Annotated in this window: 11 protein-coding genes; 3 read left to right on the forward strand and 8 right to left on the reverse strand. The window is 72.7% G+C overall.

Annotated features, from left to right (window positions below; all coding sequences use genetic code 11):
• Positions 1-36 precede the first annotated feature (36 nt).
• The 3 genes from ACFVS9_RS22265 to ACFVS9_RS22275 all read right to left on the reverse strand — a co-directional run bounded on the left by ACFVS9_RS22265 (position 37) and on the right by ACFVS9_RS22275 (position 5,992).
• Positions 37-1,881 (reverse strand): PQQ-binding-like beta-propeller repeat protein, encoded by a 1,845-nt coding sequence (locus tag ACFVS9_RS22265; RefSeq protein ID WP_389934738.1) that lies wholly within the window; start codon positions 1,879-1,881, stop codon positions 37-39.
• Between the two features lie 479 nt (positions 1,882-2,360).
• Positions 2,361-3,752, reverse strand: coding sequence for a PQQ-binding-like beta-propeller repeat protein (locus ACFVS9_RS22270; protein WP_389934740.1), 1,392 nt, complete (start codon positions 3,750-3,752; stop codon positions 2,361-2,363).
• A 422-nt stretch (positions 3,753-4,174) separates the two neighbouring features.
• On the reverse strand, positions 4,175-5,992 hold the full coding sequence (locus ACFVS9_RS22275) for an ABC-F family ATP-binding cassette domain-containing protein (RefSeq protein WP_383117311.1): 1,818 nt from the start codon (positions 5,990-5,992) through the stop codon (positions 4,175-4,177).
• 147 nt (positions 5,993-6,139) lie between these two features.
• Here ACFVS9_RS22275 and ACFVS9_RS22280 point away from each other — a divergent pair, with 147 nt between their 5' ends.
• Entirely contained in the window at positions 6,140-6,790 is a 651-nt protein-coding gene (locus tag ACFVS9_RS22280) for a lipoprotein (protein WP_389934743.1), read from the forward strand.
• A gap of 348 nt (positions 6,791-7,138) precedes the next feature.
• On the opposite strand, the gene ACFVS9_RS22285 is transcribed toward ACFVS9_RS22280, so the two are convergent.
• From ACFVS9_RS22285 to rsmI, 5 genes are all read right to left on the reverse strand, one after another.
• Positions 7,139-8,038, reverse strand: a complete 900-nt coding sequence (locus ACFVS9_RS22285; RefSeq protein WP_383117309.1) for a 4-(cytidine 5'-diphospho)-2-C-methyl-D-erythritol kinase — start codon at positions 8,036-8,038, stop codon at positions 7,139-7,141.
• Positions 8,035-8,907, reverse strand: coding sequence for a 16S rRNA (adenine(1518)-N(6)/adenine(1519)-N(6))-dimethyltransferase RsmA (gene rsmA / locus ACFVS9_RS22290; protein WP_383117308.1), 873 nt, complete (start codon positions 8,905-8,907; stop codon positions 8,035-8,037). The genes ACFVS9_RS22285 and rsmA overlap by 4 nt, the downstream gene beginning before the upstream one ends.
• A gap of 110 nt (positions 8,908-9,017) precedes the next feature.
• A complete protein-coding gene (locus ACFVS9_RS22295) occupies positions 9,018-9,878 on the reverse strand; it encodes a TatD family hydrolase (RefSeq protein ID WP_383117307.1) in 861 nt (286 codons plus the stop codon).
• A 32-nt stretch (positions 9,879-9,910) separates the two neighbouring features.
• Complete coding sequence (locus ACFVS9_RS22300) at positions 9,911-10,303, reverse strand: hypothetical protein (protein ID WP_383117306.1); 393 nt, start codon at positions 10,301-10,303, stop codon at positions 9,911-9,913.
• Positions 10,304-10,476: 173 nt separating this feature from the next.
• Complete coding sequence (rsmI, locus tag ACFVS9_RS22305) at positions 10,477-11,373, reverse strand: 16S rRNA (cytidine(1402)-2'-O)-methyltransferase (protein ID WP_383117305.1); 897 nt, start codon at positions 11,371-11,373, stop codon at positions 10,477-10,479.
• A 53-nt stretch (positions 11,374-11,426) separates the two neighbouring features.
• Here rsmI and ACFVS9_RS22310 point away from each other — a divergent pair, with 53 nt between their 5' ends.
• Together ACFVS9_RS22310 and ACFVS9_RS22315 are read left to right on the forward strand one after the other, a co-directional pair.
• On the forward strand, positions 11,427-13,193 hold the full coding sequence (locus tag ACFVS9_RS22310; protein ID WP_389934748.1) for a dolichyl-phosphate-mannose--protein mannosyltransferase: 1,767 nt from the start codon (positions 11,427-11,429) through the stop codon (positions 13,191-13,193).
• Positions 13,194-13,406: 213 nt separating this feature from the next.
• A complete protein-coding gene (locus tag ACFVS9_RS22315) occupies positions 13,407-15,041 on the forward strand; it encodes a penicillin-binding transpeptidase domain-containing protein (RefSeq protein WP_389934751.1) in 1,635 nt (544 codons plus the stop codon).
• The last annotated feature ends 75 nt before the right edge of the window (positions 15,042-15,116 follow it).

Consider the following 15,116-nt stretch of genomic DNA (forward strand, 5'->3'; position numbering starts at 1 on the left):
CTGAGGAGAAGGGGCTGCGGTTGCCGTCGGCGGCCGTCACCTGCCGAAGGCCATCATGGTCGTCTGCTCCTTCTCCTCCTCGTCGTTCCCGGCGCTGACCCGGTCGTTGACGACGAAGGAACGGCCGCCCGCGTAGGCGACCTTGGACGTGAAGAAGTTCTCGATCCGGGTCGTCGAGTCCGGGTGCTGGAGCACCACCTGGGGGGCGCCTCCGGTGGGTGCGAGCGTCGCGATCGCCCCGCCCTTGTCGTACGAGGGCTCCAGGTAGACCAGGACCTTGCCGCCCTCCATGCGCAGCGGCTTCATGGTGCGCTCGGCGGGGGCGGGCGACTTCCACTTGGTCTTGCCGGTGTTCAGGTCGAAGGCGACGACCTTGTTGGTGCGGCCGGTGCCGCTGGTGTCGTCCTCGGTCATCAGGTAGAAGGCGTCGGCGTCGGCGGCGAGGCCGCTGCACCCTTCGAGCTTCTCGCCGAAGACCGCGAAGTCGTGGCCGCAGTCGACGGAGAAGTTGTCGCCCTTGTCACCGACCAGCTGGGAACGGAGAGTTCCGTTCTCCTTGATCGCGAGGATGGACCACTTCTTCTCCTCGCGCTGGGTCACCGAGACGACCAGGGGGCTGACGGAGTAGACCTTGTCGATCTCCCAGCCGCGCTGGGGCTGGTAGGTCCACTTGGCCTTCCCGGTGACCGGGTCGAGCTCCTGGACCTGCTGCTGCGGGTTGTCGACGTCGTCGGTGCGGCAGTTGACCGCGGCGATGAGCTTGGGGCCTCCGGCGAAGGCGAACGGCTGGCAGTCCCCCGCGGGCTTGCCGAACAGCTCCGTGCCGTCGCTGACCCGGTAGGCGTTGGAGTTGCTCGTGCGGCCGACCGTCACGGTGTCGCCGCTGACCGCCAGCCCGATGTCGGACATCAGGTCCCAGGTGCCGTTCTTCTTGATGGGCTTCTTCCACCCGGCCTTGCCCGTGTTCAGGTCGATCATCTGGAGGACGGAGCAGTCCGCCTTCTCCGTGGTGCCGCTCATCACGCCGATGACGATCTTGCCGTCCGCCGTGGCGTTCCCGGGCGCCGCGCACATCTTCGCGGGCAGCGGGACACTCCACTTCTGCTTGCCGTCGGCCACCGAGTAGCCGTTGACCGAGCGGTACATGCCCTTGACGAGGGTGTCCCCCACGATCCACGGGCCGTACACGTTCGCACCGTTGCGCGGGAGGTCGACGTCGTTCTTCGTCAGCCAGAGGACCTTCGCCTCGCCGTCCTTGCGGCCGGCGTTCAGGTCGTCGTTCGCCTCGCGGCCGTCGCCCTTCCCGTCGCCCTGGTCGACGTCGTCCGGCCCGCCGGTTTCCACGGCGCCCTCGCTGGACTTGCTGACGGGTTCCTTCCCGCCGCCACCGCCGTCCCGGGTGGCGAGGAAGACGCCGCCGCTGACGACGAGGATCGCGGCGAGCGCCGCACCGATGATGACGGCGGGCTTGCCCTTGAAAGGCCCGCCCCCGGAACCGCCGCCGGGCGCGGGAGCGCCGGGGTACTGCTGCTGCGGGTAGCCGTGGCCGGGCTGCTGCGCGTAGGGGCCCGGCTGCTGCGCGTAGGGGCCCGGCCCGCCGGGCTGCGGGCCGTAGGGGCCGGGTGCCTGCGCGTACGGGCCGGAGGGCTGCTGGCCCGGTGCCTGGGGGTAGCCGTGACCGGGCTGCGCCCCGGGTGCCTGCGGATAGCCGTAACCCGGCTGCGCGGGAGGCGTCTGCGGTGCTCCCGGGAGCGGCGTCCGCGGAGGGGCGGGCGGCATCGGCGGCGGTGACTGCGGCTGGGGCGGCCGAGGAGTGTCCTGCGGGTCCTGCGGAGCCCCGGAACCCCCCTGCGGCGGTTGCTGGCTGGGCGGCTGGGTCATCAGCACGTCCCCCTTCGTGCGGTCCGGTGCCCGGTCCGGTCTCCCCCGCGATTCCGCTGGGTTCAGAGGATGACGTGCTCGAACACTCTGAATTCCCTCCGGAAAGGAGCGAATCGGGCATGGGTTCCGCTGCGGTACGACAGTCGAGCGGGGCTTCTTTGTACCACCCGCACCACACGGCGCACCGGTTCGGTCCACGCCCTGTTCCCAAGGGAGAACCGGGCCGTGATGCCGCCGTTACGCGCCTGTCGTGACCATGCGGAGCACGCCGATCCGACGCTCCGTCAACTCCGTCCGGTGAGAGCGGTCTTCACGGAATCCACGCAGTCACGGCCTCGTTCACCGAAGTCCGGCGCGGCGGCCGGCGGCTTCCCGTCGCTGTCCCGCTCCTCGCCCGCGCGCCACGGGAGCGGGAAGGAACGCCCGTCCCGGCAGGCGTCCTTCGGCTCGGAGAGCGGACCTCGGTGACGCCCGCCCGTTCACTCACCGAAGGCCATCATCGTCTTCATCTCCGCCTCGGCGTCGTCGTCCTCGACCGTGCCGACGGTCGGGAGGCTGAGCAGGGAACGGCCGTCCTCGTAGACGACCTCCGCCGCGGTCATGCCCGCCTCGATCGAGGCCGACGAGGCCGGATGGGCCAGCAGGGTCCGAGGGGCCCCTCCGGTGAGCGGGAGGGTGGCGATCTCGCCGCCCCGTGTCCGGGTCGCCGCGATGTGGAGCAGCAGTTTCCCGTCCTCCGTGCGCAGCGGTTCCATCCTCCGGCCGGGCGGGGCGTCGGCCGTCCACTTCTGCCGGCCGGTGTCCAGGTCGAAGGCGACGACCCGGTTGTCGACGTCGAAGTCGACGTGCTTCCGCTTGGTCGAGACGTAGTAGGTGTCGTCGTCCGCGGCGACCCCCGCGCAGTCGTCCCTGTTCCGGGTCACCACCAGGTAGCCGCCGCACCGCACCTCGTACTCGGCGAAGCCGAGATCGACGTCCCGGGTGCCCAGCTCGACGCGCGACCGCAGGGTGCCGTCGTCCCGCAGGGCCAGGAGCCGCCACCGGTCGCCCTTGAGCACCGAGACGAGCAGGGGGCTGACGGAGTGGACCTGGTCGACGAACCAGCCCTGCTCGACCGCGTACTCCCACTTCTTCCTCCCGGAGCCGGGGTCGAACTCCTGGACCGTGTTGCCGCCCGGGCAGTCAGCGACCGCGAGGGTGCGGGCGCCGCTGAGGAACGCGTACGAGCGGCACTCGCGGGGCTCCGACGCGAACAGCTCCTGTCCGTCGCCCGCCCGGTAGGTGTGGACGTGGCCGGGCCGGGAGTACGTCACCGTGTCACCGTTCGACGCCATGACGACCCGCTTCTCCGTCTCCGCGACGGCGGCCGCCTCCAGGGTCTTCCTCCAGCCCGGCTTCCCCGTGCGCAGGTCGATCATCTGCAGGACCGTGCAGTCCGTCCCGTTGTCGGACTTCTCGGCCTCGACCGCGACCACGATCTTGCCGTCGTCGGTGGGCCGGGTGGGGGCCGCGCAGATGTCGTCCGGCATCCGCAGGCTCCACAGCTGCTCGCCGTCGGCCATCGCATAGCCGTACACGGTGCGGTGCATGGCCTTGGCGACGACGTCCCCGGCCCGCCAGGGCCCGTACACGGTCATGGCCCTGCCCGGCAGGTCCACGCCCAGGCTCTGCACCCACCGGACCTTCGCCTCCCCCGGTTCGCGCCGGGCGTCGAGCCGCGCGGCCAGCTCCGTGTCGCTGATCCGGGCGGCCTTGCCGTCGCCGTCGTCCTCCGGGGAGCCCGACGCCTCACCGGCGACGGGCTTCCTCCCGTCGTCGCCGCTCACGGCGAACCAGACACCGCCGCCGGCGATCAGGACCAGGGCGAGCACGGCACCGACGAGCAGGCCGGTCCTGCCCCTGAAGGGGCCTTTGCCGCCCGGCCCGTGCGGCGGTGCGACCGCGGGCGGCCGCGGCGGACCCGGCTGTCGCTGCCCGTACGGTCCCGGCAGGTGCCCGTACGGCCCGGGGCGGGACTGCCCGTACGGCCCGGCCGGCTGCGCGTACGGGCCGGGCTGCCGCCCGTACGGCCCCGGGGCCTCTCCCGGCGCGGCCGGGGGGCCGTACCCCGGGGCGGGGGCCTGCGGGGGCTCCGGCGGCGGATCGTACGGTGCCCCGAAGCCTTCCTGCGGTTGCGGACCGGGAGGCTGGGTCATCGGCGGATCCCCTCGTACGGACATGGCTCCGCAGGGGTCACTCCGACCCGGGCGGTCCTACTTTCTACCACCCGCCCGGGTCCGGCCCCGACAGTCCGTCAGGCCTCCTCGGCCAGCTCCAGCCAGCGCATCTCCAGGACGTCCCGCTCCGCCACCAGCGCACGCAGTTCGGCGTCGAGCGCGGCGACCTTCTCGAAGTCGGTGGCGTTCCCGGCGATCTCCGCGTGCAGTGACGTCTCCTTCGTCGACATCTTGTCGAGCTGTCGCTCGACCTTCTGGAGCTCCTTCTTCGCGGCACGCGCCGCCTGCGGCGAGACCGCCTCGGCCGGGGCCTGCCTGGGCGCCGGCGATCCGGCGGCGGAGGCGGGGGTGGCCGTCTCCTCCATGCGCTGCCTGCGCTCGATGTACTCGTCGATGCCGCGCGGCAGCATCCTCAGCGCCCGGTCGCCGAGGAGCGCCATCACCCGGTCCGTGGTCCGCTCGATGAAGAACCGGTCGTGGGAGATCACGATCATCGACCCGGGCCAGCCGTCGAGGAGGTCCTCCAGCTGGGTCAGCGTCTCGATGTCCAGGTCGTTGGTGGGCTCGTCGAGGAAGAGGACGTTGGGCTCGTCCATCAGCAGACGCAGGATCTGGAGCCGGCGGCGCTCACCACCGGACAGGTCCCCGACCGGAGTCCACTGCTTCTCCTTGGCGAAGCCGAACTGCTCGCAGAGCTGACCGGCCGTCATCTCACGGCCCTTGCCGAGGTCGACCCGGTCGCGCACCTGCTGGACGGCTTCGAGCACCCGCAGCTTCGGGTCGAGCTCCGCGACCTCCTGGGAGAGGTAGGCGAGCTTGACCGTCTTGCCGACGACGATCTTCCCGGCGGCGGGCTGTACGTCGCCCTGGCTGCGGGACGCCTCGGCGAGGGCGCGCAGCAGCGAGGTCTTGCCCGCGCCGTTGACACCGACCAGGCCGATCCGGTCACCGGGGCCGAGCTGCCAGGTGAGATGGGTGAGCAGGGTCTTGGGCCCGGCCTGGACGGTCACGTCCTCCAGGTCGAAGACGGTCTTGCCGAGCCGGGCGTTGGCGAACTTCATCAGCTCGCTGGTGTCGCGCGGGGGCGGCACGTCGGCGATCAGCTCGTTGGCGGCCTCGATGCGGTAGCGCGGCTTGGACGTCCGGGCGGGGGCCCCGCGCCGCAGCCAGGCCAGCTCCTTGCGCATCAGGTTCTGCCGCTTGGACTCCTCGGTCGCGGCGATCCGCTCCCGCTCTGCGCGGGCGAACACGTAGTCGCTGTAACCGCCCTCGTACTCGTGGACCGAGCCGCGCTGGACGTCCCACATGCGGGTGCAGACCTGGTCGAGGAACCACCGGTCGTGGGTCACGCAGACCAGTGCGGAGCGCCGGGTCCGCAGGTGTCCGGCCAGCCAGGAGATGCCCTCGACGTCGAGGTGGTTGGTGGGCTCGTCAAGCACGATCAGGTCCTGCTCGGCGATGAGCAGCTTCGCGAGGGCGATCCGGCGGCGCTCACCACCGGAGAGCGGGGCGATGACGGTGTCCAGGCCGTGCTCGAAGCCGGGGAGCGCGAGGCCGCCGAAGAGGCCGGTCAGCACGTCGCGGATCTTGGCGCTGCCCGCCCACTCGTGGTCCTCGAGGTCGCCGATCACCTCGTGCCGGATGGTGGCCCCGGGGTCCAGCGAGTCGTGCTGGGTGAGGACGCCGAGGCGCAGCCCCCCGTTGTGGGTGACGCGGCCGGTGTCCGCCTCCTCCAGCTTGGCCAGCATCCGGATGAGCGTCGTCTTGCCGTCGCCGTTGCGGCCGACGACGCCGATCCGGTCGCCCTCGGACACCCCGAGGGATACACCGTCGAGCAGGGCACGGGTGCCGTACACCTTGCTGACCTGCTCGACATTGACCAGATTGACGGCCATTTCACTCCTGCCTCGGGGATCCCTGCGTCGGGGACCGCTCGACGTCCCAGAGTAGTCGCCGCGCGGGGTGCGGTAGCGTGCGGCGATCGATCCTCGGGAGTAACCCCAGGTCGGAGCGGTTCGGGAACATCTGCGGGTGGGGTCTTCATGATGCGTGGCGCGGGGCGGGTCCTGGTTCCGGCGATCGTGGCGTCGGTGGCGCTGGCGGGGTGCGCGTCGCCGTCAGGCGGCGGTGACGGAAGTGCTCCGGCGCCCAAGAACGGCGACGCCGCCCCCGCGAGGTCAGCGGACAGCGCGGTCGCGACGCGGGGCGGCACCCTGGGCGGCGCGGGCTCGGCCTGCGCGCTGCCGGTGGCCTTCGGCCTGGCGGAGGACTGGGAGCCGCAGGCGGTCACGGTGGAGCCCGGCTCGGGCCTGGAGGAGCTGGGACGGCAGGGGCCGCTCACGCTGGTCTGCGAGATCGACGCGAAGCCGGCGGGGAACATCGGATACCTCAGAGTGTGGCGGGGAAAGCCGTCCGGCACCGGCTCCCGTGAGGTGCTGGAGGCCTTCGTGGCCGCCGAACCGGGGGCTGCCGGGGCCGCGTACGCGGAGGTCCGCGCGGGTGCGCTGCCCGCGACCGAGGCCGGGTACACCGTGGACGGCGAGCTGCTGGACGGGCCGAAGCGCGAGCGCGCCTTCGCCGTCACGACGCCCGAGGGCCCGGTCGTGGTGCACCTGGGCGGACTGGACTCCCCGGAGCACGAGGAGATGCTTCCGGCGTACGAGCTGGCGAAGAGGACCCTGGAAGCGGGCTGACGGATCCCCCGCGCACCGCCGGGCCCCTCGGCGTCCGGCCCGTTCGACCGGCCGCCGAGTGCCGTCGCCTCGGCGGCGGGGGCGCTGACGTGGGCGGCTGTCAGCGGTGCGGTGCGCCCTCCCCTCGGTCCCGCGCGGCCCATCGCGGACGGGTCCAGGACACCGAGCGGGGCGAGGGCCGCGCCGGTCGCCGGGACGGCTCCCGCGCCGTTCGCGGGCGTGCCGGGGACGCGGCCGTTCGAGGGTGCGGAAGGCCGCGACGACACGTGGTCCCGTGCGGACACGGTCGCGCCGTACGCCCCGGGGCGGCGGCGCGACCGTGTCCGACCGCGGTACGGGGAGCGGCGGTCAGACGACCGTGGCGCCCGGCGCCGGGGACACGGCCACCCGCGCCGTCCGGCAGGTACCCGAGGCCAGCAGTACGTCGGCCACCTTCCGCGCGGACTCCTCGTCGGCCACCAGGAACGCGGTGGTCGGCCCGGAGCCCGACACCAGTGCGGCCAGCGCGCCCGCCGCGGTGCCCGCCGCGAGGGTTCCGGCCAGCGAGGGGCGCAGCGAGAGGGCGGCGGGCTGGAGGTCGTTGCCGAGGGCGTCCGCGAGGGCGGTGGCGTCCCCCTTGCGCAGGGCGGTCAGGAGCGCCGGGGAGGCGGCCGGTTCGGGTACCCGGGTGCCGGCGGTGAGGCGGTCGAACTCGCCGTACACCGCCGGGGTCGAGAGCCCGCCGTCGGCGACGGCGAACACCCAGTGGAAGGTGCCGCCGGTCTCCAGGACGGTCAGCCGCTCCCCCCGGCCGGTGCCGAGCGCCGCCCCGCCGATCAGGCTGAACGGGACGTCGCTGCCCAGCTCGGCGCAGATCTCCAGGAGTTCCTCCTGGCTCGCTCCGGTCCCCCACAGGGTGTCGCAGGCCAGGAGTGCGGCGGCGGCGTCGGCGCTGCCGCCGGCCATGCCGCCCGCGACGGGGATGTCCTTGGCGATGTGGAGGTGTACACCGGGGTCGATGCCGTGGCGTGCGGCCAGGGCGGTCGCGGCGCGGGCCGCGAGGTTCGTGGCGTCCAGCGGGACCTGGTCGGCGTCGGGTCCCGCGCAGGTGACGCGCAGGGTGCCGGCGGGGGTGACGGTGACCTCGTCGTACAGGCCGACGGCGAGGAAGACGTTGGCCAGGTCGTGGAAGCCGTCGGGGCGGGGGGCACCCACCGCGAGCTGCACGTTGACCTTGGCGGGTACGCGGACGGTGACGCTGCGGGTCATGCGGTGGGCTCCGGCCTGTTCTCTGCGATGGCGGCGAACTCCTCGACGGTCAGGGCCTCGCCCCGGGCCTGCGGCGAGATCCCCGCGGCGGTCAGGGCGGCCTCCGCGGCGGGCGCCGAGCCCGCCCAGCCCGCGAGGGCCGCGCGCAGCGTCTTGCGGCGCTGGGCGAAGGCCGCGTCCACGACGGCGAAGACCTCGGCCCTGCTCGCGGTCGTACGGACCGGTTCCGTACGCCGGACCAGGGACACCAGGCCCGAGTCGACGTTGGGCGCGGGCCAGAACACCGTGCGGCCGATCGACCCGGCGCGCTTGACGTCGGCGTACCAGTTGGCCTTGACCGACGGCACGCCGTAGACCTTGTTGCCGGGCCGGGCGGCGAGCCGGTCGGCGACCTCGGCCTGCACCATCACGAGCGTCCGCTCGATGGTGGGGAACCGCTCCAGCATGGTGAGCAGCACGGGCACGGCGACGTTGTACGGCAGGTTGGCGACGAGCGCGGTCGGCGCCGGGCCGGGCAGCTCGGTGACGAGCATGGCGTCCGAGTGGACGAGGGCGAAGCGGTCGGCCCGCTCGGGCAGCCGTGCGGCGACGGTGGCCGGCAGGGCGCCCGCGAGCACGTCGTCGATCTCGACGGCGACGACCCGGTCGGCCGCCTCCAGCAGGGCCAGGGTCAGCGAGCCGAGGCCGGGCCCGACCTCGACCACCACGTCGTCGGGCCGCACCTGCGCGGTACGAACGATCCTGCGGACCGTGTTGGCGTCGATGACGAAGTTCTGGCCGCGCTGCTTGGTGGGGCGTACGCCCAGCGCTGCGGCCAGCTCGCGGATGTCTGCGGGGCCCAGGAGGGCGTCGGGCTCAGTGGTGCTCACCCGTTAAGCCTACGGCCGCCGCGGGCCCCGGGGGCCGCGGCCCGGCGGGGCCCCGCGGCCTCCGCGTCCGCGGGGGCGGCCGGCGTGCCGTCCCCGCCCGGCGGCGGGCCTCAGAAATCGAAGGCGCGCGCGGTGTTGTCGTAGACGGCGGCGGCCAGGGTGTCCTCGTCGGTGCCCCGCACCTCGGCCATGGCCCGGAGAGTGACCGGGATCAGGTAGGGCGCGTTCGGCCTGCCGCGGTAGGGGGCGGGGGTGAGGAAGGGTGCGTCGGTCTCGACGAGCACGAGTTCGGCGGGGGCGACGGCCAGCGCGTCGCGCAGCGGCTGGGCGTTCTTGAAGGTGACGTTGCCCGCGAAGGACATGTAGTAGCCGGCCGCCGCGCAGATCCGGGCCATGTCGGCGTCCCCGGAGTAGCAGTGGAAGACGGTCCGCTCCGGCGCTCCGGCGTCGGCGAGGATGCGCAGCACGTCCGCGTGGGCCTCGCGGTCGTGGATGACCAGGGCCTTGCCGTGCCGCTTGGCGATCTCGATGTGGGCCCGGAAGGACTCCTCCTGTGCGGCCACGCCCTCGGGGCCGGTGCGGAAGTGGTCGAGGCCGGTCTCCCCGACGGCACGTACGTGGGCGAGGGCGGCCAGCGCGTCGATCTCGGCGAGCGCCTCGTCGAGCGCCGCCTTCCCGCCCGGCTCCCGGGCGCCCTCCCGGCCGTCCGGATCGCCGTGCACGATGCGGGGCGCCTCGTTGGGGTGCAGGGCGACGGAGGCGTGCACGGAGGGGTGGGCGGCGGCGGTCGCGGCGGCCCAGACCGAGCCCTTGACGTCGCAGCCCACCTGGACGACGGCGGTGACGTTGACCGCCGCGGCGCGGGCGAGACCCTCCTCGACGGTTCCGTCCTGCATGTCCAGGTGGGTGTGCGAATCGGCGACCGGAACCCTGAGGGGTTCGGGGAGCGGCGGGGCTTCGGTACGGCTCATGCCCATGACTCTACGAGGGCACGAGCTCCCTCTCACCGCCGGTGGAAGGGGCGCAGCAGGTCGGAGAACTGCCAGTGGTGCGGTGCGGGCCCCGGTGCCCGTACGGCCGCGACCGCCATGTCCTCGGCGGCCGTCCCCTCACCGGCCTCCTTCGGGTGGGTGACCTGCGGGGGGCGGAGCAGCTGCTGGACGGTGGAGACCCGCCCGGCCCGCATGATCCGGACGACGTGGCCGCCGCACTTCGCGCAGGTGGGGGTGGACAGCGGCGAGGGCACGCGCTGTCCGTCCGCGGTGTAGACCACGAAGGCGTTGCCCGAGTGGTCGACGTGGTGTTCTATCTCGTAGGCCTGTTCCCAGCCGTACCCGCACCTCATACAGGCGAAGGCGTACGCCTCGTGCACGGTGGGTGCTGCGATCTCACTCATGCCTGCTCCTCTTGTCCGATGGACAAGCACTCCGGACAAGCACTCCGGACGGTGCGTTCCACCCCTCAAGTGGACGCCCTCACCGGCGGCGGCGCACCAGGTCTGCCGAGTGTTTTAACGCTTTTGGCCGATCCGTGGCCAAAGGGCACGGTACGCGGCCCGCGCTTTACGTTTCAGGCTAGTCCTTTGCCCTGTCCCTGGCCGGTCCGAGCCGCGTTCTTTGCCGCGACCACGGCATCGAACACCTCGCGCTTGGGCAGCCCGGCCTCGGCGGCGACCGCCGCGATGGCCTCCTTGCGCCGCTCCCCCGCCTCCTCGCGCACCTGCACCCTGCGTACCAGTTCCTCGGCGTCCGGTCCTTCTCCGCCGGAGTCGGTGGCGCCCTCGACGACGACGGTGATCTCGCCCCGCACGCCCTCGGCCGCCCAGACGGCCAGGTCGCCCAGCGGGCCGCGCTTGACCTCCTCGTAGGTCTTGGTCAGCTCCCGGCACACGGCGGCCCTGCGGTCGGACCCGAAGACCTCGGCCATCGCGGCCAGGGTGTCGTCCAGCCGGTGGGGGGCCTCGAAGAAGACCATCGTGCGGCGCTCGCCCTCGACCTCGCGCAGCTTCCCGAGCCGTTCGCCCGCCTTGCGCGGCAGGAAGCCCTCGAAGCAGAAGCGGTCCACGGGCAGGGCGGACAGCGCGAGCGCGGTGAGCACGGCGGACGGGCCCGGGACCGCGGTGACCTTGATGTCCCGCTCCACGGCGGCGGCGACGAGCCGGTAGCCGGGGTCGGAGACCGACGGCATCCCGGCGTCGGTGACGAGCAGGACGCGGGCCCCGCCGGCCAGCGCCTCGACGAGTTCGGGCGTGCGCGCGGTCTCGTTGCCCTCGAAGTACGACACGACACGCCCCGTCGTGTGGATGCCCAGCGCCTGGGTGAGCCTGCGCAGCCGCCGGGTGTCCTCGGCGGCCACGACGTCGGCCGTCTCCAGTTCGGCGGCGAGCCGTGGCGGGGCGTCCGCCACGTCGCCGATGGGGGTCCCTGCGAGTACGAGCGTTCCAGTCGTTCCAGTCACATCGGCCATCCTCCCAGCACGGGCGGCGCCGCTCGCACAGAAGCGTTCCCTACGATGGCGCGGTGACGAGTACTGCGCCCGAAGCCCACCAGGGCAACGACGCCGGGGATCACACCGGCGACCAGCCGCCTTCCTGGCAGCAGCGGCTGCGCCGCTTCGGCCATGTCCCACGGCCGGAGACGGGGCTGCGCGAGCGCCTCGTCCCGCCGTACGCCCGCCCCGGTGGCCAGTTCTGGAGCGTCCTCGCGGTGCCCGCGCCGCTCGCCGGCCGCCTGGTGCGCTGGTCCGCCTGGGGCGGGCCGCTGCTCGTGGCGCTGGTCGCCGGGGTGCTGCGGTTCTGGAACCTGGGCAGCCCGAAGGCGGTGATATTCGACGAGACGTACTACGCCAAGGACGCGTGGGCGCTGATCAACCAGGGGTACGAGGGCTCCTGGCCCAAGGACGTCGACAAGCTGATCCTCCAGGACCCGTCGTCCGTGCCCGTCCCGGTGGACCCGGGCTACGTCGTCCATCCGCCGGTCGGCAAGTGGATCATCGGGCTGGGCGAGCAGCTCTTCGGCTTCACGCCGTTCGGCTGGCGCTTCATGGTGGCGGTGCTGGGCACCGTCTCGGTCCTGATGCTGTGCCGCATCGGACGCCGGCTGTTCCGCTCGACGTTCCTGGGCTGCCTGGCCGGCACCCTGCTGGCCGTGGACGGGCTGCACTTCGTGATGAGCCGGACCGCGCTGCTCGACCTGGTGCTGATGTTCTTCGTCCTCGCCGCCTTCGGCTGCCTCCTCGTCGACCGCGACTGGGCCCGCCGCAAGCTGGCCGCGGCGCTCCCGGCCGACGAGGACGGGATCCTGCGCCCGGACGCCCGTATCGCCGAGACGCTCCGCCTGGGATGGCGCCCGTGGCGGATCATGGCCGGCCTGATGCTGGGGCTCGCCTTCGCGACGAAGTGGAACGGGCTCTACATCCTGGCCGCGTTCGGCGTGATGGCGGTGCTGTGGGACGTCGGCGCGCGCCGCACGGCGGGCGCCGTGCGGCCGTACCGGGCCGTGGCCCTGAAGGACCTGCTGCCCGCGTTCGTCTCCACCGTGCCGGTCGCCATCGGCACGTACCTGGTCTCGTGGACCGGCTGGATCGTCACGGACAAGGGGTACTACCGCAACTGGGCGGCCACCGAGGGCAAGGGAGGCAGCTGGACCTGGCTGCCGGACTGGCTGCGCAGCCTGTGGCACTACGAGTACCAGGTCTACGAGTTCCACGTCGGCCTGACCTCCGGCCACACCTACCAGTCCAATCCGTGGAGCTGGATCGTGCTGGGCCGCCCCGTCTCGTACTTCTACGAGGAGCAGACGGGCTGTCTCACGTCCGGGACCGGCAAGTGCGCCCGCGAGGTGCTGGCGCTGGGCACCCCGCTTCTCTGGTGGTCGGCCTGCGCGGCGCTGCTGTACGTGCTGTGGCGCTGGTTCTTCCGCCGCGACTGGCGGGCGGGCGCGATCGTGTGCGCGGTGGCGGCGGGCTGGGTGCCCTGGTTCTTCTACCAGGAGCGGACGATCTTCCTCTTCTACGCGGTCGTGTTCGTGCCGTTCCTGTGTCTCGCGGTCACGATGATGGTCGGGGCCCTCATCGGGCCGGCGGCCGGCACGGGGACGGGACACCGCCTGGGCATGGGGTCCGCCGATCCCACGGGCGAGCGCAGACGCACCCTGGGCGTGATCGCGGCGGGCGTCCTGGTGCTGCTGATCGTCTGGAACTTCGTCTACTTCTGGCCGCTCTACACGGGCACGTCGATCCCGGAGAACTCCTGGCGCGACCGGATGTGGCTGGACACCTGGGTGTAGCGCGCCACCGGGCCCGCGGACGGGCGGCGGGCCGTCGCCGTACGGGTGGCCGTCCTGGCGGGCCGCGCCCGAGGACCGGCCGGAAAGCGCTCTCCGGCGAAGCATCCCGGTCCGGTAACAACCGCCTCGCGGGTCACCGGTGTCCCGTACAGTCCCGGAGGAAGACCTTCTTGAACACGTTCAAGAAGGTTCACGGGGAGGGGGACCGCACAGATGCGCAGTGGAGCGAAGATCGCCGTGGTCGGCGGAGTGTTCGTGCTGGTGGCCGGAGGGCTCGGCTACGGCGTGTACGAGACGGTGCTGGGAGGCGGTGGGTCCGGGGGCACGGAAACGGCCTCCGCGTCCTCCGAGGTGAGGACCGGACCTCCGGGCAAGGAGGAGGTACGGGAGACCGCGAAGGGTTTCCTCGAAGCCTGGGCGTCCGGCGACGCGCCGGCCGCCGCCCTGCTCACGAACAACGAGTCCGCCGCCGAGCCGCTGCTGACCGGCTACGCCGAGGACGCCCACGTCACCGGGGCGGTGATCACACCGGGTCCGGCCGTCGGCACGAAGGTGCCGTACACGGTGAAGGCGACGGTGTCCTACGAGGGCAGGACCAAGCCCTGGTCCTACTCCTCGGAGCTGACCGTGGTGCGGGGCCTGACCACCGGCAAGGCGCTGGTCGACTGGCAGCCCGCGGTGATCCATCCGCAGCTGACCGACGGCGCGGTGCTGAGGACCGGCGAGTCGTCGACGGCGGCGATCGAGGCCCTCGACCACGACGGCAAGGTGCTCGACAAGGAGACGTACCCGTCGCTCGGACCGATCCTGGACAGCCTGCGCGAGAAGTACGGTGACAGGACGGGCGGTTCCCCGGGCATCGAGACCTGGATCGAGCCCGAGGGCGAGGGCGCCGCGAACACCACGCTGCTGACGCTCGCCAAGGGGAAGCCCGGCAAGCTGCGGACGACGCTCGACGCGGGCGCCCAGGCGGCGGCCGAGAAGGCGGTCAAGCAGTTCAGCGGGGCGTCGGTGGTCGCGGTGAAGCCGTCCACGGGATCGATCCGGGCCGTCGCCAACAACCCGGCGACCGGCTTCAATGCCGCGATGCAGGGCACGCAGGCGCCCGGCTCGACGCTGAAGATCGTGACCGCCGCGATGCTCCTGGAGAAGGGCCTCGTCTCGGCGGGCGGCGCCACGGAGTGTCCGAAGGAAGTGCTGTACCAGGGACGCACGTTCCACAACCTGGACCACTTCGAGCTTCCGTCCTCCAGCAGCTTCACCACCAGCTTCGCGCGCTCGTGCAACACCGCCTTCATCAAGCTGATCGACGACACGGAGGACGACGCCGCACTCCCCAAGGAGGCCCGCGACGTCTTCGGGATCGGCCTCGACTGGAAGACCGGCATCACCTCCTTCGACGGCCGCGTGCCGGAGGAGTCGGGCGGCGAGGCGGCGGCCCAGTACATAGGCCAGGGCACCGTGCAGATGAACGCGCTCACCATCGCGTCCATCGCGGCGACCGCCCGCACCGGAACGTTCCGTCAGCCGGTGATCGTCCCTCAGGACCTGGACGGCCGGCAGCTCGCGACCGCTTCCCGCTCGCTGTCGCCGAACGTCACCCGGCAGCTGAACGACATGATGCGGGCCACCGCCTCCTGGGGCACCGGCAAGGCGGCCATGGCCTCGGTCGGCGGCGACAAGGGCGCCAAGACCGGCTCCGCCGAGGTCGACGGGCAGGGCACGTCGAACAGCTGGTTCACCGGCTTCAGCGACGACCTCGCGGCAGCGGCGGTCGTCCAGTCCGGCGGCCACGGCGGCGACGCGGCGGGCCCGGTGGTGGCGGCGGTGCTGCGCGCGGGCTCGTAGCGCGGCGACGCGGACAGGGGCGACCGGCCGGGGGCGGGGGCGGCGACAGCCCGCCCCCCCGCCGGCCGTGTGCGG

It is taken from the genome of Streptomyces sp. NPDC058008, from assembly GCF_042886395.1.
GTDB lineage: Bacteria > Actinomycetota > Actinomycetes > Streptomycetales > Streptomycetaceae > Streptomyces.

Excerpts from the sequence above, each read along its gene's own strand:
- ACFVS9_RS22265 (WP_389934738.1), bottom strand. The coding sequence starts at position 1,881 with ATGACCCAGCCGCCCAGCCAGCAACCGCCGCAGGGGGGTTCCGGGGCT.
- ACFVS9_RS22275 (WP_383117311.1), bottom strand. The coding sequence starts at position 5,992 with ATGGCCGTCAATCTGGTCAATGTCGAGCAGGTCAGCAAGGTGTACGGC.
- ACFVS9_RS22280 (WP_389934743.1), top strand. The coding sequence starts at position 6,140 with ATGATGCGTGGCGCGGGGCGGGTCCTGGTTCCGGCGATCGTGGCGTCG.
- ACFVS9_RS22285 (WP_383117309.1), bottom strand. The coding sequence starts at position 8,038 with ATGACCCGCAGCGTCACCGTCCGCGTACCCGCCAAGGTCAACGTGCAG.
- ACFVS9_RS22295 (WP_383117307.1), bottom strand. The coding sequence starts at position 9,878 with ATGAGCCGTACCGAAGCCCCGCCGCTCCCCGAACCCCTCAGGGTTCCG.
- ACFVS9_RS22300 (WP_383117306.1), bottom strand. The coding sequence starts at position 10,303 with ATGAGTGAGATCGCAGCACCCACCGTGCACGAGGCGTACGCCTTCGCC.
- rsmI (WP_383117305.1), bottom strand. The coding sequence starts at position 11,373 with ATGGCCGATGTGACTGGAACGACTGGAACGCTCGTACTCGCAGGGACC.
- ACFVS9_RS22315 (WP_389934751.1), top strand. The coding sequence starts at position 13,407 with ATGCGCAGTGGAGCGAAGATCGCCGTGGTCGGCGGAGTGTTCGTGCTG.